General features: G+C 42.3%; 11 protein-coding genes. 9 read left to right on the top strand and 2 right to left on the bottom strand.

Annotated elements, in window-relative coordinates; all coding sequences use genetic code 11:
* Positions 1-224 precede the first annotated feature (224 nt).
* The 5 genes from ACGTJS_RS12930 to ACGTJS_RS12910 all read left to right on the top strand — a co-directional run bounded on the left by ACGTJS_RS12930 (position 225) and on the right by ACGTJS_RS12910 (position 13306).
* Positions 225-680 carry an ESPR domain-containing protein gene (locus ACGTJS_RS12930; protein ID WP_410472351.1) on the top strand — a complete coding sequence of 152 codons (456 nt, stop codon included), beginning with the start codon at positions 225-227 and terminating at the stop codon, positions 678-680.
* Positions 611-1357 carry a filamentous hemagglutinin N-terminal domain-containing protein gene (locus ACGTJS_RS12925; protein WP_410473284.1) on the top strand — a complete coding sequence of 249 codons (747 nt, stop codon included), beginning with the start codon at positions 611-613 and terminating at the stop codon, positions 1355-1357. The genes ACGTJS_RS12930 and ACGTJS_RS12925 overlap by 70 nt, the downstream gene beginning before the upstream one ends.
* Positions 1320-12344: a DNA/RNA non-specific endonuclease gene (locus ACGTJS_RS12920; RefSeq protein ID WP_410472369.1), complete on the top strand. Its 11025-nt coding sequence runs from the start codon at positions 1320-1322 to the stop codon at positions 12342-12344. The genes ACGTJS_RS12925 and ACGTJS_RS12920 overlap by 38 nt, the downstream gene beginning before the upstream one ends.
* A gap of 1 nt (position 12345) precedes the next feature.
* Complete coding sequence (locus ACGTJS_RS12915) at positions 12346-12807, top strand: hypothetical protein (protein ID WP_410472368.1); 462 nt, start codon at positions 12346-12348, stop codon at positions 12805-12807.
* Positions 12808-13168: 361 nt separating this feature from the next.
* A complete protein-coding gene (locus ACGTJS_RS12910; RefSeq protein WP_410472360.1) occupies positions 13169-13306 on the top strand; it encodes an IS630 transposase-related protein in 138 nt (45 codons plus the stop codon).
* A gap of 40 nt (positions 13307-13346) precedes the next feature.
* Here ACGTJS_RS12910 and ACGTJS_RS12905 read toward each other — a convergent pair whose 3' ends face one another.
* Together ACGTJS_RS12905 and repM are read right to left on the bottom strand one after the other, a co-directional pair.
* Entirely contained in the window at positions 13347-13550 is a 204-nt protein-coding gene (locus tag ACGTJS_RS12905; RefSeq protein WP_410472353.1) for a hypothetical protein, read from the bottom strand.
* A gap of 33 nt (positions 13551-13583) precedes the next feature.
* Positions 13584-14282 (bottom strand): replication initiation protein RepM, encoded by a 699-nt coding sequence (repM, locus tag ACGTJS_RS12900; RefSeq protein WP_410472367.1) that lies wholly within the window; start codon positions 14280-14282, stop codon positions 13584-13586.
* Between the two features lie 453 nt (positions 14283-14735).
* Between repM and ACGTJS_RS12895 the strand changes: the two genes are divergently transcribed.
* The 4 genes from ACGTJS_RS12895 to ACGTJS_RS12880 are packed head-to-tail and all read left to right on the top strand — an operon-like array spanning position 14736 to position 25389.
* Positions 14736-15191 (top strand): ESPR domain-containing protein, encoded by a 456-nt coding sequence (locus tag ACGTJS_RS12895; RefSeq protein WP_410472351.1) that lies wholly within the window; start codon positions 14736-14738, stop codon positions 15189-15191.
* Entirely contained in the window at positions 15122-15865 is a 744-nt protein-coding gene (locus ACGTJS_RS12890) for a filamentous hemagglutinin N-terminal domain-containing protein (protein ID WP_410473283.1), read from the top strand. The genes ACGTJS_RS12895 and ACGTJS_RS12890 overlap by 70 nt, the downstream gene beginning before the upstream one ends.
* Positions 15831-16019, top strand: a complete 189-nt coding sequence (locus tag ACGTJS_RS12885; protein WP_410472366.1) for a hypothetical protein — start codon at positions 15831-15833, stop codon at positions 16017-16019. Before ACGTJS_RS12890 ends, ACGTJS_RS12885 begins: the two co-directional genes overlap by 35 nt.
* 25 nt (positions 16020-16044) lie before the next feature.
* On the top strand, positions 16045-25389 hold the full coding sequence (locus tag ACGTJS_RS12880) for a hemagglutinin repeat-containing protein (RefSeq protein WP_410472365.1): 9345 nt from the start codon (positions 16045-16047) through the stop codon (positions 25387-25389).
* Positions 25390-25650: the final 261 nt, after the last annotated feature.

Below are 25650 nucleotides of genomic sequence, written 5' to 3'. Positions count from 1 at the left end.
GGTCTGCCTGATTTTTGTTTTGACTTATTTCCACCCATACCAATTGTTCTATCATTATTTTTTGTCCAGTTACTATTTTAAATAACTATAAATTGAAAAAGCCATCAACTGTTTATCAAAGACTAAACTTAAATTTAACGATAGCAGACCCTATTAATTTATTAAAAAACTATACAAAAACACGGATAGGGGTTAAAATACCGATAAAAATTAGGAAACCCCATATGAACAGCCGTCTGTATCGTGTTATCTTTAACAAACACCTAGGTCGATTAGTTGTTGTCTCAGAAAAAACTGTGGCACAAGGCAAAGCCGGTAGTCAAGGTGCGAATAGTAACAAGGTAGTTTTAGCTGACAGCCAACTAGATGGAAGCAATGAGGTCGTGTACTATTGCTATAGCAAATGGGTTAGTCTCACTGCTGCTGTCCTTGTCAGCATAGGAGTAGCAAACGTTGCCTATGCTGAGATACAGACCCAAATCATTGCAGATAAGGGTGCTCCTAAAAATGAGCAAGCCACGGTGTTAAACACTGCCAATGGCTTAGCCCAAATTAACATTCAAAGCCCAAATAGCCAAGGGTTTCTAAAAACACCTTTAGTCAATTTGATATCGGTAGGCATGGGGCTATTATTAACAACAGCCGTACCAATGTACAAACCCAAACTGCGGGTTGGGTAGAGGGTAACCCATGGCTTGCCAAAGGTGAAGCCAAACTCATCTTAAACCAAGTCAATTCTAGTAATCCAAGCCAGTTAGCTGGCTACACCGAAATTACGGGTAGTAAAGCCGAACTGGTGATTGCCAATCCCGCGGGTATCACCTGCTCAGGCTGTGGTTTTATCAACGCTGCTCGTACCACGCTCACCACCGGTAAACCCACCTTTAACAACGACACTTTAACCGGATTTCAAATAGGTAGCGGTAAGATGACCGTTGAAGGCAAAGGCTTAGATGATAGCCAAAGCGACTATACCCAGCTGATTAGCCAAGCCACTGCCCTTAACGCTAAAGTTTACAGCAAACAGCTTGATGTCATTACGGGTAACAACACGGTTAGCTATGAAACCAATCCAGCCACCACTAAAATTAGTCACAACGGTGTCAATCAAAGCACGGGCGTGGCTTTAGACATCTCAAGCCTAGGCGGCATGTATGCTGGCAGAATTCGTCTGATTGGTACCGACAAAGGTATGGGGGTGACCAATGCTGGTGACATCAGCAGTAGTAGCACACTCACGCTAGACAACCAAGGTAACCTCATTAACACCGGCTCCATGAACGCCAAACAAGGGGTAAATCTAAAACACACCGGTAGTATTGACAACCAAGGCACCGTTAGCAAGCAGCACCGATAGTGTCAAACTGGACAGCCCAACCCTTAAAAACAGCGGCGTCATTAGCAGTCATGGCCAAACCGATGCCACTACTCAAAGCCAAATCACTAACACAGGGCTCATCAGTGCCGGACAAGTCAATATAAAAACCCCAAGCCTGGCCAACCAAGGCCGTATTGAACAAACCGGCAGTGGTAAACTTGATGTGACCAGTCAACACTTAACCAACCAAGACAACGCCGTCATTGGTCAAAGCCTATACGACAAGCACCCAGCGACGACTACCCCAACCCTAGCCACTGCCCCATCAACCGCACAAACTGGATCAACCAAGCAAGTGGCAAACTCAACCGCTACCACACCGACAACGGACAGCCATCAACCGGTGCTTGCACCCATAACCGCCGATGGCAATATCCAAGCGGACAATTTAGTCAACCAAGGCAATAATGCCGTCATCACTGCCAATGGTGCCATGACAGTGACCAGCCCAAGCGTTACCAATCAACGCCAAGGTAGTATTGTGGTTAATGGATTAAACACCCAAGCAATTGACAACATCAACAGTCGTATCCAACTTGACAAACTCGATTGGCAGTTAACCCGTTTTAACAACCAACAAGGGCAAATTGTTGCCAAACAAGGGATTAGCCTCACCGCCCCGCAAATTAACAACCAACAAGGTGTCTTAGCCACCCTAGGCGATATTAGCCTTAGCACAAGTGAATTAAACAATCAACAAGGCAGTATTCAAGGCAAACAAGCCACCATCACGGCTACCCAAGTTTACAACAGCCAAGGCACGATTCAAGCGGAGGGCAATTTAAACCTTGATAGCCAAGGCAACCTGACCAACCAAAATGGTCATATCATGGCTCAAGGTGATGCGAGCTTACATGCGACCGATATCAAAAATGACAAAGGCAGTGTGGTAGCAGGTGGTAAACTCAGCACCACCAGCCAGACACTTACCAACAGTGGGCAACTGTATGGCACCACAGGTAATACGCTTACCATGGGCAGTCTGACCAACACGGCTACGGGTTTAATCGCCGCTCAAGGCAACACCAATATTCACGCCCAAACCGTCAACAACACCGGCATATTAGCCGCAGGCATTGACACCCAAGGCAATTTAAGCACCACCCCAGCCAACCTAACCATGAATGCAGTGGGTATACTCACCAGTAGTGGTACCCATATTGCGACCGGCAAAGCTAGCTTACAAGGCAATCCAACTGACTTAAATGGCAGCAAAACCCAAGCAGCGGATATTGAGATGGCAAGCCAAGGGGATTTATCAACGAAAGGGGCAAGCCTTACCGCCATCCATCAGTTGACGCTGGTTGCTAAAGGCACGCTAAATAACCAAGACGGTACACTAAGTGGTCAAACCCTGCAACTAACAGGCAACCAGCTAAATAACCAACGCGGCTCAATTAGACAAAGTGGTACTGCTGACTTAACCTTTAATTTCGCTGGCGGTATTAGCAACCAACAAGGTCAGATTGCCACCAATAGCCAAAACTTCATAATCAATACCCCAACGTTAAAAAATAAAGCGGGTCGTATTGAACATGCAGGTAATGGTCAGTTAAGTTTAACCGCAAATAATGTAAATAACAGCGACAAGGGCAATATCTTAAGCCTAGCCGATCAAACCTGGCAGATTGCTGGCGATATTGATAATAGCCAAGGACAAATTCAAGGGGATGGCTTAACCGTTAGTGCACATACCCTAATCAATACCGACGGTCAAGTGGTTGCTAGCAATACCACAGGAACCGTAAAAGCCAATCAACTTAACCTCAAGGGTGATTTAAACAATACCGGTAACGGGGTTATTTACAGTGATAATGGCAGCTTGGTCCTAACGGCTCAAGCGGTCACCAACTCAGCTCAGCTAACCAGTCGTGGGGACTTAAACCTTAACAGTCAAATCTTGAACAATCGTGGCAGCATTTCAAGTTTAGCCAATACGCATATCAACAACCAAACTAATTTGAGCAACACAGCAACGATTGCCGCCCAAGGTCGTTTAGCAATTCAAACCGGTGAACTTAATCAAGCCCAAAGTAGTCGATTGGTGGCAGGATTAAGCCCTGATAATAGCTTATCAACCACCCCACAACACTTGACCATCACCAGTACTGGTGTACAGCATAACCAAGGTAACAATGTTGCCAGTGGGGGTATGACAGTCACGGGTTCAGCACTCGACTACCACGGCAGTCGTAATCAAGTGGTTAATCTGTCATTAAACACCTTGGGTAATATCGATTTAAGTCAATCACAAAACAAAGTTAGCCAACAAGCCAGTTTCACCGCCAACGCCCTTAACCACAATGCCGCTATAACGCAAGCCGATAGTTACCAACTTAAAGTGCAATCACTGTCCAACCAACGAGGCACCCTTGAGCAAACAGGCACTCAAGACTTTGTATTAACCACGGGTACCATTGACAATCAGCAAGGTCACTTAGGCGGCAATGCCACCAATCTTAGCTTAATGGCAACGGGCGATATCCAGAACCAAGGTGGCGAAGTCATTCATGCCGGGACTGGCACAGCGACGCTAATTGCCCAAAATCTTGATAATAGCCAAACGGGCAAACTGCTATCCAATGGCAAACTAACTGCCACGGTGTCTGGTACGCTTAACAATGATATTGGGGGTATACAAGCCGATCAACTTTCCGTCACCGCAGGCAGTTTAAATAATAACCAAGGTCAGGTCATTGCCAGCACAGGTGATTTAACCGTAAACGCTGGCATTCTAGCCAACAGCGGTGAAAAAGCTGTACTCCAAAGTGCTCAAGCATTGTACGTCAATGCACGAACCTTAAATAATGATACGAAAGCTCAGCTATTAGCCAATACCACCGCTGATATCCACGCAGACACCCTCAATAATACCAATGCTGGTTTAATTTATAGCAATCAAGCATTAAACATCGGCGGTGACACCTTAAACAATAATGCTACCATCAGCAGCCAAGATGCCATTACCGCAAGCAGCCAAAAACTGACTAACCAAGCGAGCGGTAATATTCAAGCGGGCAAAGATATCAACTTAACCCAACAAACCTTAACTAACCAAGGTGTGATCAGCACGCAAACCAATATCAACTCAAGCACGCAAGGCGTCATGGACAACCATGCTGGTCAAGTCATTGGTAATAATGTGACTATAGCTGCTCAAAGCCTAAATAACCAAGGTGGCAGTATCCAACAAGCGGATAAAGATGGTCAACTAACCTTAACCACGACTGGTTTGCTAGATAACCAAAACACCCAAGGCGAAGGTCGGGGGATTTTAGCCAACGGCAAAGCCGTATTGCAAGCAAGCGATATCTCCAACCAATCAGGTCTAATCAATGCTACTGATGCCTTATCGCTCACCAGCACAGGCAATGAGATTAACAATCAACAAGGAGTGATAGGCAGTAATCAGCAGTTAATCATCACAGGCACCAGTGCCACACTCAACAACCAAAGCGGTAAACTGTGGGGCGATAGTACCACGATTACCGCCAATGGTTTAGCCAACACGGGAGTCGGTAGCCTTATCAGTGCCACTAAGAATATGACTTTAAACGTCAATAGTATTGATAACCAAAACACCAAACAAGATTTAACCAAAGTTAGTCTCAATCAAGGTATTGTGGCAGGTAATGACTTAGTGATTCATGCCCAAACCTTGAATAACATCCAAGGGCAACTATTAGCCAATCAAGGCATCCAGGTTGCGATGGGACAAAGCCTAACTAACACTAACGGACATATTGAAGCCAAAACCATTACCACTCAAGGCAGTACGGGCAACATTACCAATGCTGGCGGTGTGATTCGAGCTAATGAGACGAGCTTGAGTGCTAGTTCTATCAGCAACGGCGAAATCAGCGGCAATCGCCTGACACTTAACCAAATGGTTGACTATACCAATGCCAAAGGTGATAAATTACTCGCCAATGAATTAACCATCACCACTCAAGGCAATGTAAATAATGACGGTACGTTATCTGCTGACAAACAACTGACGGTCAATGCCAAAGACATTAACAACACCCAAACCGGTGAATTAGTCAGTAATGCCTCCACGTTATTAAACGCCACTGGTGATATCAACAATCATGGGTTAATTAATGGTAATGACACCTTGATTACTGCTGGCAATGCGGTGAATAATTTAAGTGAGGGTCGTATCTATGGCACGCATTTAGCGATTAAAGCCGATACGCTTAATAACACCCCAGGCAATACGCTTAATTCTGCCCCAGTAATTGCCGCTCGTGAACGCTTGGACATTGGGGTAAAAACCTTAAACAATAACCCAAATACGGCACGTCGTGGTAAATTTAACAGTGATTTTAATGGTCAAGCTCAGATTTTAAGTAATGGTGAGTTGCACATTGGGGGTGATTTAGACAGCGAGAATCATGCCACTGGCAAAGCCACCACCGTGACCAACCGTGGGGCAACCATTGAGTCATTGGGTGCGATGCAGATTGCCACTGAAACACTCAATAATATCAATGCGGATTTTAAAACAGCGTTAAAGGTCCTTGAAAATAATCCGATAGTTGAGTATAGCATTTCAGGTGATGGTAGTAATCCAATTTATAATGAAAAAGTAGTTGAAATTACGTCTGAAGATAACAATGACGGACGCCATAGATTAAAAATTCTAAAAACGGGTGAGCTATATGATAATTATTATGGCTACAAATATACAGAGCTATTAAGTGGGCAAGACACCGTGACTAGTGACCCGAGTCGAATTGTTTCGGGTAGTAACATGGTATTTGACTTGGGTAAATTTAACACCAATAAAAGCCAAATTATTGCTGGCGGTACCATTAAAGTAAATGGTCAAGCAGGCAATGTGGATGCTGAAGCCACAACTATCACTCCCAAATACAGTTACGAGAATTTTAATGGTACCCATTATAGCCCTTATGAAACCTGTCGGAGGAGTATAGGGAATTGGTGTTACAAAGGAAAATGGGGTACAAATACTAATTCAACCCCATTAGATATGGCTCAACCGCTGAATCCTAAAACAACAGGTACTCCTTATGATTTAAAAATTCTCAACATTAATAATCCAGTTAGTGGCGTGTATGTCACCGCGGTCACAGTTGCCAATCAAAATCAAGCCAATCAAGCTCAAATTGATACCAAACAAGTGGCAGCTGTCAACCAAGCGATTGGCAATTTACAAACGCTCCTAACAGTCGTCAAAACAGCCAATAACGGCACACAAGTTGACCGTGCAAGCCTTGCTAGGGTCCAAGACGCCATCAAAGCCTTACAGGACTTCACTAAAACCAACCCAGTCAACCTAACCGCTGAGCAACAAAAACAGCTAGCTGACTTAGTGGTTGCCCAACAAGGAGGACAAAAAGTTGATATCGCCACCTTAAGTGACCTTATCAACCAACTAAACCAAAGCATCAATACCCAAAAAGCTCAAGAAATTCGCACCCAAGGGGCCGCTGTCAGCTTACCCAACAGTGCTCTCTACAAAATCGACCCCAACAACCCCAACGGCTATCTAATCGTCACTGACCCTGCGTTTGCCGGTTATAAAAACTGGTTATCATCCGACTACATGATGAAACGCTTGGGGCTCAATCAGGACAATATGCACAAACGCCTGGGAGATGGCTACTATGAACAACACATGATTCGTGATCAAATCATGGTGCTCACTGGTAAACGCTTCTTAGGTGACTACCGCAGTGACGATGCCATGTACCAAGCCTTGATGGACAATGGGATTACCAGTGCCAATGCGTTAAACCTACGCCCAGGTATTGCCCTGACCGCTTCTCAGGTGGCACAGCTCACCACCGATATTGTCTGGCTGGTTGAACAAGACATGACATTACCTAATGGACAAACCCAAAAAGCCCTCGTCCCTAAAGTCTATGTACGCTCCAATGTTGGTGACATCAAAGGGGATGGCAGTTTAGTAGCGGGTTACAACACTGACCTACAACTCACAGGGGATTTAAGCAATTCAGGTAACATTGTGGGACATCATGCCTTGCGTGTGAGTGCCAACAATGTCAATAACAATGCTGGCGGTGTCATTCAAGGTAACTTTATCCAAATCAATAGTAAAAAAGACACCAACAACATTGGTGGTACCATCAAAGCTAACAGTGCTATGTCAATGAGTGTGGGCGGTAATTTAAACAACACCTCAACGACATATCACACAGAAAGCTCAAAAAACAAAAGTAATACTTGGCGTACTGGGCTTGACCAAATTGCCAGCATCTACGTGGGAGATGGCTTAAAAGGTCAAGTGGATAATGAAGGCAACCCACTGACCACGTTAGCCATTGATGTGGCAGGTAACACGAGCTTCAATGCCAGTCAGCTGATTAACCATGGTGGTAGCACCCAACTGATTAGCAGTGGCAATATCGCCTTTAATGCCGTCAACACTGGTTATCAAACCAACGCCATTCATGATAACAACAACTATATCAAAGCTGGGCATACTGAAGATGTTGGCAGTGTGGTGGTAAGTAAAGGTGACACCATCATCCGCTCAAAAAACGGCAACATTACTGGTACGGCAGCGACCATTCACAGTGAAGATGGGACAACCTATCTTAAAGCGGACAATGGGGATATCAGCTTTAAAGAAGGTCGAGAAACCAATAACGTAGAAACTGCTAGTCGCTCCACCCAAAGAAACTGGTTAAGTAAGAAAACCAACCAAGACAACTACAGTTATAACAATGATTTAGCCATCAAAGGCAGTATTAATGGTAACCGTGTCATCATTGATGCCAAAAACAACGTGCATTTAACGGCAACCGATGCAATCAGTCAGCAAGGCACCTATATCAAGGGTGGAAAAAACGTCACCATTGATGCAGCGACTAACACTGAACATCAAAGTAGCAGTCATGGCGAGAAAAAATCTGGGCTATTTGGCAATGGGGGTGCCAGCTTCACCATTGGCACACAAAGAACCCAAAATCAAAACAGCACGGACAGTGTGTCACATACTGGTAGCATTGTCGGAACTAAAAATGGTAACACCATTATCACGGCAGGTGAGCATTATCAGCAAACTGGCAGTAAAGTCTATGCCAAAAACCAAACCACGAACAATGTGCATGATCTCAATTATGGCACGGTGGTGATTAATGCCAAATCGGCAAACGTGAGTAATACTACTGCCACAACGCAAACACACAATATCCAAAGCCAAAAAACCAGCGGATTAACCGTGAGTGTGTCTAATAGCTTAATCGATCAGGCTCAAAGCATTAATAGTCTACTGAAAGCGGGTGAAACCACCAACAGTGAGAAAATGAAAGTCATGGCGGGTATTGCAGGCTTTAGTAAGCTGCGTACCTTAGATAAAGGCGTACAAGGTGCTGTTGATAGCTTACAAAAAAGTGAGTTAAGCAAAGAAGGATTAGCTGGGGTAGGCAATACTCGCATTCAAGCCACACTTGGCAGTCAATCCAACAAAAGCGTGCAAGATAGCCTATCAGGTAAAAATGAGGCATCAAGCATTGATGCCAATAACTTAGTGTTAAACATTGCAGGCAAAGGTAAAGACAGTGACTTTACTGTGACAGGCAGTGACATCAACTTAGTGGGAGACTTGTATAATAACGTTGAAGGTGATGTGATTTACCAAGCCGCATCCAGTACAGGCTATGACCGTACCAGTAATAAATCTAATGGCTTTGGCATTGGGGTGTATGCCAGCACGCAAAATGGAGCAGGTATTACTGCCAATGCCAATATGGCAAAAGGTTATGGCAATGGCGAAACCACCACCAATGCCAACTCTCATATCAATGTCGGTGGTACAACCTATCAAAACATCGGTGGTAACTTGGTGCTTGATGGTGCGGTGGTGAAAGGTGATTATGCCACAGGTCACATCGGTGGCGGGATTATTGCGACCAGTCGTCAAGATACCGCTAAATATGACGGTAAACAAAAAAATGTAGGCTTTAGTGCCGACGTGTCTATGCAAGGCATCCCACAAAATGTGAGTATCAATGGCGGTAAATCCAATCTCTCCATGGACTTAGCCCAAGTGACTGAGCAGACAGGGCTACAGTACCAATCTTCTGATATGGTGGTTGATGGTAAAAGCTCTTTTAATGGGGCATATTTTACCACTGCCACCCCTGAAGCGAATCAGACTCAGTTTAAAGGTGGGTTAGAAGTCGGTGATATACAAAACCACATTCATTATCACGGTCAATCGATAAGTGGCGGTATCAGTGCAGGGTTAAATGCCAACAAAACAGGGTTAGCTTCGCCGTCTATCAGCGGTATTGGTTATGGTAAGGTGGGGGATAGTGATACCAGTACCACGTATGGGGCGGTGACAGGGATGGCAGGGCAGTCGCAGGTGACGAATAAGACTGTAGGCATACTCAATGAGCCGTTAAGAAATACGTTTAATGCAGGTCAGTTAAATGCTGAACTTAACAATCAAACTCAGATTACGCAGGCGTTTGATACCAAACGTCGTGAGTATCGGGGTGAGATGGCTCAAAAAGAACAAGAACTGCGGGATAAGGCGGAGAAAATTGCTGATAAAAACAGCCAAGAGTACAAGAACTTAATTGCCAAAGCCGATAAACAGCAACATGACATGGTGATATTTGATGGTATCACGAGTGCTATCTTTGCTCCAAATAGCAATGGGGCAACAGGCTATGTGGCAAGGGCGGTTGCTCCTGAAGTGTCGTATCAGATTGGACAGTATTTTAAAAAAAATGATGCCCTAAATGGTCTTGATGGCGGTGATAGAAATGGCGAGGGGTCAGCTCCTCATATTCTCGCTCATGGTGTTTTAGCGGCAGCAGTGAGTGCAGCGACGGGGAATGATGTTACCACAGGGGCATTGTCGGCAATAGGGGCTGAGGCGAGTGCTGAGGCAGTGTCAAAGTATCTGTTTGGGGTGGATAAGCCAAGCGAGCTTTTGGCTGAGCAGAAGCAGACGGTGACTAGTATTGTAAGCCTTGCAGGGATTGGGGTAGGGGCTACGACTGGCGATGTGGCTAGTGCGGTGAGTGCTGGGGAAATGGCAAAGGTGGCGGTGGAGGATAATACTCAGTTTTATAAGGATTACTCCTCTAAAATAACACAAAAAGTAGAAAATTTTGCAAATCAATATGGTAATCCAGGGGTTAGAGGTAGTATTAAGGCAGGAGGAGATGCTATAAATGGTGTTTTCTGGACTGCGGATACTGCTGCAAATACTTTAGCAACAGGCATTCATTGTTTAACAGGAGGAAGCTATTGTAAAGATGGTCAGAGAGATAATGAGGAAAAGGCTAATCAAATAGTTTCTGGAGTGAAAACCGCTGTAAATAATGTAAAAAGTGGTAAAACTAAACAGGACGCAATCCAGTTCAATAAAGATTTACGGGATGGTAAAGATGAGGCTTATGAAAATTTAGCTAGAGTTTCAGGGGGTATTCTTCTGGGTGGGAAAGGTGGAACAACGACATCAGTAGCTAAAACAACGGCTAAAACAACGGCTAAAACAACAGCTAAAACAACAGCTAAAACAACAGCTAAAACAACGGCTAAAACAACAGCTAAAACAACGGCTAAAACAACAGCTAAAACAACGGCTAAAACAACGGCTAAAACAACGGCTAAAACAACGGCTACTTCTCAAATATCGTCAAAGAATAACAATAATAAAATTCATAATAATGAGATTAATGTTAAAGAAGTCAATTGCTCCTTCCGTGGTGATATGGAAGTTCGGACAATTAACGGTTATAAATCTATCAATGAAATCCAAATCGGTGATATGGTTTGGGCAAAAAATGAAAAGACTGGATTCATGGGATATCAAAAAGTTCTTCATACCATGAACAGCATCGATCCAGATACGACTTATGTTACTATCACTGATAGTCGTGGAAATAGTCAACAAATCGTATCAGACAGCTTACATCCTTATTTTTCAAGCTACGGTAATGATATTGATCCTGCAAAGCCGTCTATAGGCAAAGAGTATCATGGCGATATTAAAAATGCCTATTGGATTAATGCAGGTGATTTGAAGAAAGGTTATAAGGTTCTTGGCTCAAATGGTGAGTGGCAAGTTATTTCAGAAGTGTATACTGTTAAAATGCCATTAAATAGTTACAATTTGGAAGTTAATACTGACCATACTTTCTTTGTCAAAGGTATTGGTGGTCTTGATGGGGTTTGGGTTCATAATAAAAATTGCTTCTTAGATGTAGGAGAAAACCCTGAAACTAAGAAAATTGATGGTCATGATGTTACTTTTTCAGACTATAAAACTGGTATTGATTCTAAGGGCAATACTTTTATGGAAAGGAAAGCAACCATTGCTAATCCAGACCTAGTTACCAATCCGAATGCTCCCAAGTTTGTTGAGGTAAAAATAACAGGTGTAAAAAATCCTAAAGTTCAAATTATAGATAGTAAGAAACCTGATGTCACTTTAAATGAAGATGGCTCAAAAACACTTACGCCAGGTGAAAAGGGGAAGTCATGGAATCCTGAAGGCAAAAAACCACAACCAAATCAAACTTACTACACAACAGATGGTTACAAATATCAAACTGATGCATACTCACGAGTTCATTCAGTTGAAGCAGATTTAAAACTAGATACAGCATGGGCTGATCCTCACCGTAATTTGAACGAGCAAAGAAAAGCGGGAGGAACTGATAAGCTTGCTAACGATGACGGTGGACATCTTATATCGTCTATGTTTAGAGGAATGGGTGAAAAAGTTAACATTGTACCCATGAATTCTACTTTAAATAGAAATGGTGGACGATGGTATCAATTAGAAAGTAATTGGAAAAGTCATTTAGAGTTAGGCGAAAGTGTTCAGATAAAAATTGAACCTATTTATATTGGCAACAGTAATAGACCAAATGAATTTATTATTTATCAAACGATAAACAATATACCAATGAAACCTTTAAGTTTAAAAAACACTCCGACAGGTAAATAAAATGAATGATGATCAAAAAATTTATCAAGAAATTGCTAATATACTAGCTTCAATAATGTCAAGTGATGCAATAGCTATCATATTTGATGGCTTCATATATGATACATCTTCTCAAATAGGGTGCACAAATATTTTATTAAATAACCAGAAGGAATTTATTAATTTACCAAGCAATTTATTTATTCAATTGAGAAATTTAATACAAAAGCTACAAAAATGCAAAATTTTTGCCAATGAAAAGTGGACACATTTTGAAGTTCATCTTAGTAAAGACGGAAAGTTTAAAATGAATTTTGCTTATATCCCAGAAGAAGATAGTTGGGTAAATTTGATTATGAAAGGAATTAGTGATTTAAGTGAAGAAGAATCTAGTAAATTAGGAATCCCAAAAGATTTATGGTTGGAACGTATAAAGCATAAAGGCACAGGTACGTCAGGAAACCCCAAGAGTGAATTTTATTAGTTATACAGTTCAGCATATCGAACGGAAAAGATAGCACGCTAAGGGATTTAGTTAGGTATTTTTAGACTGCTTTTTCGTGTCTAAAGAAAAATACCTTTGAAGACCGTGGTAGAACTGTTAATGTAATCGAAAATCCCGAGTGGAGTGCAACAGGGGGAAGTCAAAATATACCTAGTTTGAATGAAATAAATAATATAAAACATTTTAGATTTAATTTGGAAGGTGATTCTCCAAAATTACGTCAAGCAACACAAAATGCAATAAATAAGTTACAGAAAAATTATCCACAATATAAATTTGAAGTAGTATATGGAGCAAAATAATATAGTAATAGAAATAAAAAAATGCTACAATAAAATGTATGGCATACTCACAAGACTACCGACAAATGATACTAGCGAAACTCGAATCGGGCATATCCTATCGAAAGCTAGCAAGTGAATACAAAATCAGCAAGACCACTTTACAAAACTGGAAAAACAACCAGAACATAAAGTAGTTAAAACATCAGCTTAACGGCAAAATTCTTTGTATTGGTACTAGTAAATCGCCCCCAAATTAACCCCCACCCTACCCAAAAAAGGCAAATAAAACTCAGATTTGGTAGGGTCTAGCAGTTCATCAGCGATTTTGTTTGCAAAATCATCAGTACTAGCTCCGATAGGGGCATAACTGCCTAACTCTGGCAAACTCGCCAGTTTTTTAGCAAACATTAAACGCTGTTTGTCAGTCATTTTAATCATAGAATTTTGTTTACTATTATCATCGGTAGGTTTTTATTTATCCTTTTTCTGCTTAAAACTAAAGGTAAAACCAACAATTTTCCGCCCTTGTTTTTGTTGTTCGTATTTTACGTCAATATCGGTGTGTTCGTTGATTTGCTTAACCGCTAAGTTCAATACATCTTTTTTAAAATCACTCATACGAATATATTCATGACTTAATAACCCCAATCTAAAACGTAATTCTTCTAAACTAATTTTTAATATTTTTGTGGTTTTAAAACGTATTAAACATTCATACAATCGCATAGAATAACGACTTTGCAATTTTGCCACTTGTTCTATTTCATAAGTTGTAAAAGCCCTTTCAAGCTCCACCAACATCGGAATAATGGCGTTAGCAAACATAAATTTAACGGTGGCTTCATTTTCTACATATTCGGCAGATTGGGTGAAACGTTCGTAACGTACCGCCAAATTACCCCTATTGTTAATATATCTATATCCCCATTCAGCTCTATATAAACCAAGTACAGCTTGTTTTAAAGCCTTATATGCACTTTGTCTTTCTACATTAAAAGCATTAATATAATCATTGGCATGAATAATTAATTCTTTATCTTTTAATTGCTCAATATTATCGCAGAATTCTCTAGCTTTTAATATTGCAAGCAATATAAGACGTTGTCCTACTTCACCAAGTTTATGACTTGCTTCAATTAACGCATTATCTTTAACAATTAGATTTCCCATAAAAATATCCAATAATAAAAAAGTAATTATATTATAATTACTTTTAAAAGTAAAAATAAAAATTAACTTTATATTGGTAACCAAACCCCTTTATATTGGTAACCAAACCCCTTTAAATAAAAACAATCCACCATATAAACCCATGATAAATAATAAAAAAATCTCAATAAAAAAGTGCTATAAAACAATAAAACAAATTTTTTGATAATTTATTTTTAATTTTTTGAATTTTTGGACTATTTATCATATAAATATAAATTTTAATTGTAAAAAAACTTAATTTTTTAGTGTTTAGTAAAGTTTACAATCACATCAACCAAATTAAAAAATTTTTGAATGGCTTATCAAAGACTAAACTTAAATTTAACGATAGCAGACCCTATTAATTTATTAAAAAACTATACAAAAACACGGATAGGGGTTAAAATACCGATAAAAATTAGGAAACCCCATATGAACAGCCGTCTGTATCGTGTTATCTTTAACAAACACCTAGGTCGATTAGTTGTTGTCTCAGAAAAAACTGTGGCACAAGGCAAAGCCGGTAGTCAAGGTGCGAATAGTAACAAGGTAGTTTTAGCTGACAGCCAACTAGATGGAAGCAATGAGGTCGTGTACTACTGCTATAGCAAATGGGTTAGTCTCACTGCTGCTGTCCTTGTCAGCATAGGAGTAGCAAACGTTGCCTATGCTGAGATACAGACCCAAATCATTGCAGATAAGGGTGCTCCTAAAAATGAGCAAGCCACGGTGTTAAACACTGCCAATGGCTTAGCCCAAATTAACATTCAAAGCCCAAATAGCCAAGGGTTTCTAAAAACACCTTTAGTCAATTTGATATCGGTAGGCATGGGGCTATTATTAACAACAGCCGTACCAATGTACAAACCCAAACTGCGGGTTGGGTAGAGGGTAACCCATGGCTTGCCAAAGGTGAAGCCAAACTCATCTTAAACCAAGTCAATTCTAGTAATCCAAGCCAGTTAGCTGGCTACACCGAAATTACGGGTAGTAAAGCCGAACTGGTGATTGCCAATCCCGCGGGTATCACCTGCTCAGGCTGTGGTTTTATCAACGCTGCTCGTACCACGCTCACCACCGGTAAACCCACCTTTAACAACGACACTTTAACCGGATTTCAAATAGGTAGCGGTAAGATGACCGTTGAAGGCAAAGGCTTAGATGATAGCCAAAGCGACTATACCCAGCTGATTAGCCAAGCCACTGCCCTTAACGCTAAAGTTTACAGCAAACAGCTTGATGTCATTACGGGTAACAACACGGTTAGCTATGAAACCAATCCAGCCACCACTAAAATTAGTCACAACGGTGTCAATCAAAGCACGGGCGTGGCTTTAGACATCTCAAGCCTAGGCGGCATGTATGCTGGCAGAATTCGTCTGATTGGTACCGACAAAGGTATGGGGGTGACCAATGCTGGTGACATCAGCAGTAGTAGCACACTCACGCTAGACAACCAAGGTAACCTCATTAACACCGGCTCCATGAACGCCAAACAAGGGGTAAATCTAAAACACACCGGTAGTATTGACAACCAAGGCACCGTTAGCAAAGACCGATAGTGTCAAACTGGACAGCCCAACCCTTAAAAACAGCGGCGTCATTAGCAGTCATACTAAAACCGATGCCACTACTCAAAGCCAAATCACTAACACAGGGCTCATCAGTGCCGGACAAGTCAATATAAAAACCCCAAGCCTTAACCAACCGTATTGAACAAACCGGCAGTGGTAAACTTGATGTGACCAGTCAACACTTAACCAACCAAGACAACGCCGTCATTGGTCAAAGCCTATACGACAAGCACCCAGCGACGACTACCCCAACCCTAGCCACTGCCCCATCAACCGCACAAACTGGATCAACCAAGCAAGTGGCAAACTCAACCGCTACCACACCGACAACGGACAGCCATCAACCGGTGCTTGCACCCATAACCGCCGATGGCAATATCCAAGCGGACAATTTAGTCAACCAAGGCAATAATGCCGTCATCACTGCCAATGGTGCCATGACAGTGACCAGCCCAAGCGTTACCAATCAACGCCAAGGTAGTATTGTGGTTAATGGATTAAACACCCAAGCAATTGACAACATCAACAGTCGTATCCAACTTGACAAACTCGATTGGCAGTTAACCCGTTTTAACAACCAACAAGGGCAAATTGTTGCCAAACAAGGGATTAGCCTCACCGCCCCGCAAATTAACAACCAACAAGGTGTCTTAGCCACCCTAGGCGATATTAGCCTTAGCACAAGTGAATTAAACAATCAACAAGGCAGTATTCAAGGCAAACAAGCCACCATCACGGCTACCCAAGTTTACAACAGCCAAGGCACGATTCAAGCGGAGGGCAATTTAAACCTTGATAGCCAAGGCAACCTGACCAACCAAAATGGTCATATCATGGCTCAAGGTGATGCGAGCTTACATGCGACCGATATCAAAAATGACAAAGGCAGTGTGGTAGCAGGTGGTAAACTCAGCACCACCAGCCAGACACTTACCAACAGTGGGCAACTGTATGGCACCACAGGTAATACGCTTACCATGGGCAGTCTGACCAACACGGCTACGGGTTTAATCGCCGCTCAAGGCAACACCAATATTCACGCCCAAACCGTCAACAACACCGGCATATTAGCCGCAGGCATTGACACCCAAGGCAATTTAAGCACCACCCCAGCCAACCTAACCATGAATGCAGTGGGTATACTCACCAGTAGTGGTACCCATATTGCGACCGGCAAAGCTAGCTTACAAGGCAATCCAACTGACTTAAATGGCAGCAAAACCCAAGCAGCGGATATTGAGATGGCAAGCCAAGGGGATTTATCAACGAAAGGGGCAAGCCTTACCGCCATCCATCAGTTGACGCTGGTTGCTAAAGGCACGCTAAATAACCAAGACGGTACACTAAGTGGTCAAACCCTGCAACTAACAGGCAACCAGCTAAATAACCAACGCGGCTCAATTAGACAAAGTGGTACTGCTGACTTAACCTTTAATTTCGCTGGCGGTATTAGCAACCAACAAGGTCAGATTGCCACCAATAGCCAAAACTTCATAATCAATACCCCAACGTTAAAAAATAAAGCGGGTCGTATTGAACATGCAGGTAATGGTCAGTTAAGTTTAACCGCAAATAATGTAAATAACAGCGACAAGGGCAATATCTTAAGCCTAGCCGATCAAACCTGGCAGATTGCTGGCGATATTGATAATAGCCAAGGACAAATTCAAGGGGATGGCTTAACCGTTAGTGCACATACCCTAATCAATACCGACGGTCAAGTGGTTGCTAGCAATACCACAGGAACCGTAAAAGCCAATCAACTTAACCTCAAGGGTGATTTAAACAATACCGGTAACGGGGTTATTTACAGTGATAATGGCAGCTTGGTCCTAACGGCTCAAGCGGTCACCAACTCAGCTCAGCTAACCAGTCGTGGGGACTTAAACCTTAACAGTCAAATCTTGAACAATCGTGGCAGCATTTCAAGTTTAGCCAATACGCATATCAACAACCAAACTAATTTGAGCAACACAGCAACGATTGCCGCCCAAGGTCGTTTAGCAATTCAAACCGGTGAACTTAATCAAGCCCAAAGTAGTCGATTGGTGGCAGGATTAAGCCCTGATAATAGCTTATCAACCACCCCACAACACTTGACCATCACCAGTACTGGTGTACAGCATAACCAAGGTAACAATGTTGCCAGTGGGGGTATGACAGTCACGGGTTCAGCACTCGACTACCACGGCAGTCGTAATCAAGTGGTTAATCTGTCATTAAACACCTTGGGTAATATCGATTTAAGTCAATCACAAAACAAAGTTAGCCAACAAGCCAGTTTCACCGCCAACGCCCTTAACCACAATGCCGCTATAACGCAAGCCGATAGTTACCAACTTAAAGTGCAATCACTGTCCAACCAACGAGGCACCCTTGAGCAAACAGGCACTCAAGACTTTGTATTAACCACGGGTACCATTGACAATCAGCAAGGTCACTTAGGCGGCAATGCCACCAATCTTAGCTTAATGGCAACGGGCGATATCCAGAACCAAGGTGGCGAAGTCATTCATGCCGGGACTGGCACAGCGACGCTAATTGCCCAAAATCTTGATAATAGCCAAACGGGCAAACTGCTATCCAATGGCAAACTAACTGCCACGGTGTCTGGTACGCTTAACAATGATATTGGGGGTATACAAGCCGATCAACTTTCCGTCACCGCAGGCAGTTTAAATAATAACCAAGGTCAGGTCATTGCCAGCACAGGTGATTTAACCGTAAACGCTGGCATTCTAGCCAACAGCGGTGAAAAAGCTGTACTCCAAAGTGCTCAAGCATTGTACGTCAATGCACGAACCTTAAATAATGATACGAAAGCTCAGCTATTAGCCAATACCACCGCTGATATCCACGCAGACACCCTCAATAATACCAATGCTGGTTTAATTTATAGCAATCAAGCATTAAACATCGGCGGTGACACCTTAAACAATAATGCTACCATCAGCAGCCAAGATGCCATTACCGCAAGCAGCCAAAAACTGACTAACCAAGCGAGCGGTAATATTCAAGCGGGCAAAGATATCAACTTAACCCAACAAACCTTAACTAACCAAGGTGTGATCAGCACGCAAACCAATATCAACTCAAGCACGCAAGGCGTCATGGACAACCATGCTGGTCAAGTCATTGGTAATAATGTGACTATAGCTGCTCAAAGCCTAAATAACCAAGGTGGCAGTATCCAACAAGCGGATAAAGATGGTCAACTAACCTTAACCACGACTGGTTTGCTAGATAACCAAAACACCCAAGGCGAAGGTCGGGGGATTTTAGCCAACGGCAAAGCCGTATTGCAAGCAAGCGATATCTCCAACCAATCAGGTCTAATCAATGCTACTGATGCCTTATCGCTCACCAGCACAGGCAATGAGATTAACAATCAACAAGGAGTGATAGGCAGTAATCAGCAGTTAATCATCACAGGCACCAGTGCCACACTCAACAACCAAAGCGGTAAACTGTGGGGCGATAGTACCACGATTACCGCCAATGGTTTAGCCAACACGGGAGTCGGTAGCCTTATCAGTGCCACTAAGAATATGACTTTAAACGTCAATAGTATTGATAACCAAAACACCAAACAAGATTTAACCAAAGTTAGTCTCAATCAAGGTATTGTGGCAGGTAATGACTTAGTGATTCATGCCCAAACCTTGAATAACATCCAAGGGCAACTATTAGCCAATCAAGGCATCCAGGTTGCGATGGGACAAAGCCTAACTAACACTAACGGACATATTGAAGCCAAAACCATTACCACTCAAGGCAGTACGGGCAACATTACCAATGCTGGCGGTGTGATTCGAGCTAATGAGACGAGCTTGAGTGCTAGTTCTATCAGCAACGGCGGCGAAATCAGCGGCAATCGCCTGACACTTAACCAAATGGTTGACTATACCAATGCCAAAGGTGATAAATTACTCGCCAATGAATTAACCATCACCACTCAAGGCAATGTAAATAATGACGGTACGTTATCTGCTGACAAACAACTGACGGTCAATGCCAAAGACATTAACAACACCCAAACCGGTGAATTAGTCAGTAATGCCTCCACGTTATTAAACGCCACTGGTGATATCAACAATCATGGGTTAATTAATGGTAATGACACCTTGATTACTGCTGGCAATGCGGTGAATAATTTAAGTGAGGGTCGTATCTATGGCACGCATTTAGCGATTAAAGCCGATACGCTTAATAACACCCCAGGCAATACGCTTAATTCTGCCCCAGTAATTGCCGCTCGTGAACGCTTGGACATTGGGGTAAAAACCTTAAACAATAACCCAAATACGGCACGTCGTGGTAAATTTAACAGTGATTTTAATGGTCAAGCTCAGATTTTAAGTAATGGTGAGTTGCACATTGGGGGTGATTTAGACAGCGAGAATCATGCCACTGGCAAAGCCACCACCGTGACCAACCGTGGGGCAACCATTGAGTCATTGGGTGCGATGCAGATTGCCACTGAAACACTCAATAATATCAATGCGGATTTTAAAACAGCGTTAAAGGTCCTTGAAAATAATCCGATAGTTGAGTATAGCATTTCAGGTGATGGTAGTAATCCAATTTATAATGAAAAAGTAGTTGAAATTACGTCTGAAGATAACAATGACGGACGCCATAGATTAAAAATTCTAAAAACGGGTGAGCTATATGATAATTATTATGGCTACAAATATACAGAGCTATTAAGTGGGCAAGACACCGTGACTAGTGACCCGAGTCGAATTGTTTCGGGTAGTAACATGGTATTTGACTTGGGTAAATTTAACACCAATAAAAGCCAAATTATTGCTGGCGGTACCATTAAAGTAAATGGTCAAGCAGGCAATGTGGATGCTGAAGCCACAACTATCACTCCCAAATACAGTTACGAGAATTTTAATGGTACCCATTATAGCCCTTATGAAACCTGTCGGAGGAGTATAGGGAATTGGTGTTACAAAGGAAAATGGGGTACAAATACTAATTCAACCCCATTAGATATGGCTCAACCGCTGAATCCTAAAACAACAGGTACTCCTTATGATTTAAAAATTCTCAACATTAATAATCCAGTTAGTGGCGTGTATGTCACCGCGGTCACAGTTGCCAATCAAAATCAAGCCAATCAAGCTCAAATTGATACCAAACAAGTGGCAGCTGTCAACCAAGCGATTGGCAATTTACAAACGCTCCTAACAGTCGTCAAAACAGCCAATAACGGCACACAAGTTGACCGTGCAAGCCTTGCTAGGGTCCAAGACGCCATCAAAGCCTTACAGGACTTCACTAAAACCAACCCAGTCAACCTAACCGCTGAGCAACAAAAACAGCTAGCTGACTTAGTGGTTGCCCAACAAGGAGGACAAAAAGTTGATATCGCCACCTTAAGTGACCTTATCAACCAACTAAACCAAAGCATCAATACCCAAAAAGCTCAAGAAATTCGCACCCAAGGGGCCGCTGTCAGCTTACCCAACAGTGCTCTCTACAAAATCGACCCCAACAACCCCAACGGCTATCTAATCGTCACTGACCCTGCGTTTGCCGGTTATAAAAACTGGTTATCATCCGACTACATGATGAAACGCTTGGGGCTCAATCAGGACAATATGCACAAACGCCTGGGAGATGGCTACTATGAACAACACATGATTCGTGATCAAATCATGGTGCTCACTGGTAAACGCTTCTTAGGTGACTACCGCAGTGACGATGCCATGTACCAAGCCTTGATGGACAATGGGATTACCAGTGCCAATGCGTTAAACCTACGCCCAGGTATTGCCCTGACCGCTTCTCAGGTGGCACAGCTCACCACCGATATTGTCTGGCTGGTTGAACAAGACATGACATTACCTAATGGACAAACCCAAAAAGCCCTCGTCCCTAAAGTCTATGTACGCTCCAATGTTGGTGACATCAAAGGGGATGGCAGTTTAGTAGCGGGTTACAACACTGACCTACAACTCACAGGGGATTTAAGCAATTCAGGTAACATTGTGGGACATCATGCCTTGCGTGTGAGTGCCAACAATGTCAATAACAATGCTGGCGGTGTCATTCAAGGTAACTTTATCCAAATCAATAGTAAAAAAGACACCAACAACATTGGTGGTACCATCAAAGCTAACAGTGCTATGTCAATGAGTGTGGGCGGTAATTTAAACAACACCTCAACGACATATCACACAGAAAGCTCAAAAAACAAAAGTAATACTTGGCGTACTGGGCTTGACCAAATTGCCAGCATCTACGTGGGAGATGGCTTAAAAGGTCAAGTGGATAATGAAGGCAACCCACTGACCACGTTAGCCATTGATGTGGCAGGTAACACGAGCTTCAATGCCAGTCAGCTGATTAACCATGGTGGTAGCACCCAACTGATTAGCAGTGGCAATATCGCCTTTAATGCCGTCAACACTGGTTATCAAACCAACGCCATTCATGATAACAACAACTATATCAAAGCTGGGCATACTGAAGATGTTGGCAGTGTGGTGGTAGGCCAAGGTGACACCATCATCCGCTCAAAAAACGGCAACATTACTGGTACGGCAGCGACCATTCACAGTGAAGATGGGACAACCTATCTTAAAGCGGACAATGGGGATATCAGCTTTAAAGAAGGTCGAGAAACCAATAACGTAGAAACTGCTAGTCGCTCCACCCAAAGAAACTGGTTAAGTAAGAAAACCAACCAAGACAACTACAGTTATAACAATGATTTAGCCATCAAAGGCAGTATTAATGGTAACCGTGTCATCATTGATGCCAAAAACAACGTGCATTTAACGGCAACCGATGCAATCAGTCAGCAAGGCACCTATATCAAGGGTGGAAAAAACGTCACCATTGATGCAGCGACTAACACTGAACATCAAAGTAGCAGTCATGGCGAGAAAAAATCTGGGCTATTTGGCAATGGGGGTGCCAGCTTCACCATTGGCACACAAAGAACCCAAAATCAAAACAGCACGGACAGTGTGTCACATACTGGTAGCATTGTCGGAACTAAAAATGGTAACACCATTATCACGGCAGGTGAGCATTATCAGCAAACTGGCAGTAAAGTCTATGCCAAAAACCAAACCACGAACAATGTGCATGATCTCAATTATGGCACGGTGGTGATTAATGCCAAATCGGCAAACGTGAGTAATACTACTGCCACAACGCAAACACACAATATCCAAAGCCAAAAAACCAGCGGATTAACCGTGAGTGTGTCTAATAGCTTAATCGATCAGGCTCAAAGCATTAATAGTCTACTGAAAGCGGGTGAAACCACCAACAGTGAGAAAATGAAAGTCATGGCGGGTATTGCAGGCTTTAGTAAGCTGCGTACCTTAGATAAAGGCGTACAAGGTGCTGTTGATAGCTTACAAAAAAGTGAGTTAAGCAAAGAAGGATTAGCTGGGGTAGGCAATACTCGCATTCAAGCCACACTTGGCAGTCAATCCAACAAAAGCGTGCAAGATAGCCTATCAGGTAAAAATGAGGCATCAAGCATTGATGCCAATAACTTAGTGTTAAACATTGCAGGCAAAGGTAAAGACAGTGACTTTACTGTGACAGGCAGTGACATCAACTTAGTGGGAGACTTGTATAATAACGTTGAAGGTGATGTGATTTACCAAGCCGCATCCAGTACAGGCTATGACCGTACCAGTAATAAATCTAATGGCTTTGGCATTGGGGTGTATGCCAGCACGCAAAATGGAGCAGGTATTACTGCCAATGCCAATATGGCAAAAGGTTATGGCAATGGCGAAACCACCACCAATGCCAACTCTCATATCAATGTCGGTGGTACAACCTATCAAAACATCGGTGGTAACTTGGTGCTTGATGGTGCGGTGGTGAAAGGTGATTATGCCACAGGTCACATCGGTGGCGGGATTATTGCGACCAGTCGTCAAGATACCGCTAAATATGACGGTAAACAAAAAAATGTAGGCTTTAGTGCCGACGTGTCTATGCAAGGCATCCCACAAAATGTGAGTATCAATGGCGGTAAATCCAATCTCTCCATGGACTTAGCCCAAGTGACTGAGCAGACAGGGCTACAGTACCAATCTTCTGATATGGTGGTTGATGGTAAAAGCTCTTTTAATGGGGCATATTTTACCACTGCCACCCCTGAAGCGAATCAGACTCAGTTTAAAGGTGGGTTAGAAGTCGGTGATATACAAAACCACATTCATTATCACGGTCAATCGATAAGTGGCGGTATCAGTGCAGGGTTAAATGCCAACAAAACAGGGTTAGCTTCGCCGTCTATCAGCGGTATTGGTTATGGTAAGGTGGGGGATAGTGATACCAGTACCACGTATGGGGCGGTGACAGGGATGGCAGGGCAGTCGCAGGTGACGAATAAGACTGTAGGCATACTCAATGAGCCGTTAAGAAATACGTTTAATGCAGGTCAGTTAAATGCTGAACTTAACAATCAAACTCAGATTACGCAAGCGTTTGGGCAGGAAGCTCCGAAAATGGTCGGAGATTATGCAGGACAAAAACAACTTGAACTTATTCATGCAGGAAATACTGAAGAAGCCGATAAGTGGGGTGAGGGTGGTATTTACCGTGTGGCTTTGCATACAGCAACTGGATTGTTGGCGACAGGAACAATACAAGGTGGACTGTCTGCAGGCACAACCGCCTACACCATCCCAAAAATTGACGAATATCTCACAGAACAAGGATTTAACAAAGAAACCAGAGACATCACTCTACTTACTCTCTCTGCAGGACTAGGAGCAACCATTGGCGACAGTACAGCGAGTACTGCTAATAATTTGGGGCAGACGCAAGGGAATTATTTGAGTCATGATCAGTTTAACAACAAAATTCTTTGTATTAGAGGGGGGCTAGAAAACTGTAACTTACAGTATGACAAGATATCCAAAGAACAAGATTTAAAATTAAAACAAACTTGTACAGCTAGCCCTAATAGTTATTCTTGTTACCAACAGATGAAATCTGCATTGGAATATATTGGAACAAAACGCAATCATTATGCCAAATCCAGTGATATAAATGATTCTACAAAAAATGCATTAAACATTGCTAATGGTTTTGGTTATAGTGCAATCAAAACGCTTGATGATAGAGCAAACTATTATGGAGCAATGTATGGTTATACAGGACAACCTTGGTTTAGAGTGGCAGAAAAACATTCGAGAGGTCAGTTAAAGATAGCTGATAACACTGGTTTTTCTGGTTGGATTTCCGAGGCTGGTGATGCTATTATGAAAAAGGGAAAACCAGAATTTCAGTATATTTACCAAAATTATCAGAATGAAACAAATAGTTGGAGTTACAAAAGATTGTATAATGAACAATATGACCCAGCATTGCAAACAATTCATGAAAAATATTACAATTCATGGTTACCTGTTACTCAATGGTATGTAGATCATCAAGTTGGTGGTGAATTCTTAAACCCTCAACATAGGTTTAATACTGGTTGTAAAGATATGCCTGAAGTGCAGGAATGTCAAAAATGATAGATGTAATCACTTTACTCTTGCTCGTTATTAATTTTTACTATATGATAAGTTTCGGTATTTTTGGATTTTTTGTGTACCTAAAATTGATTTCTGATATTTTTTTAAAAAAAATAGATAAAATTCATCAAAGAAAATTTATTTACATACTTTCATGTGTAGGCATATTTCCCAGTATTTCTTTGTTTTTGTTTCTTTTATTTGATTTTTTTGACGATCATGATTCTTTATTTGTTTACGCAACTAGATTTAGAAATATGC

The sequence above is a fragment of the Faucicola mancuniensis genome, assembly GCF_046523945.1.
Lineage (GTDB): Bacteria > Pseudomonadota > Gammaproteobacteria > Pseudomonadales > Moraxellaceae > Faucicola > Faucicola mancuniensis.
Note: the sequence above shows the minus strand (reverse complement) of the source record. Positions and strands in the feature narration are given on the sequence as shown.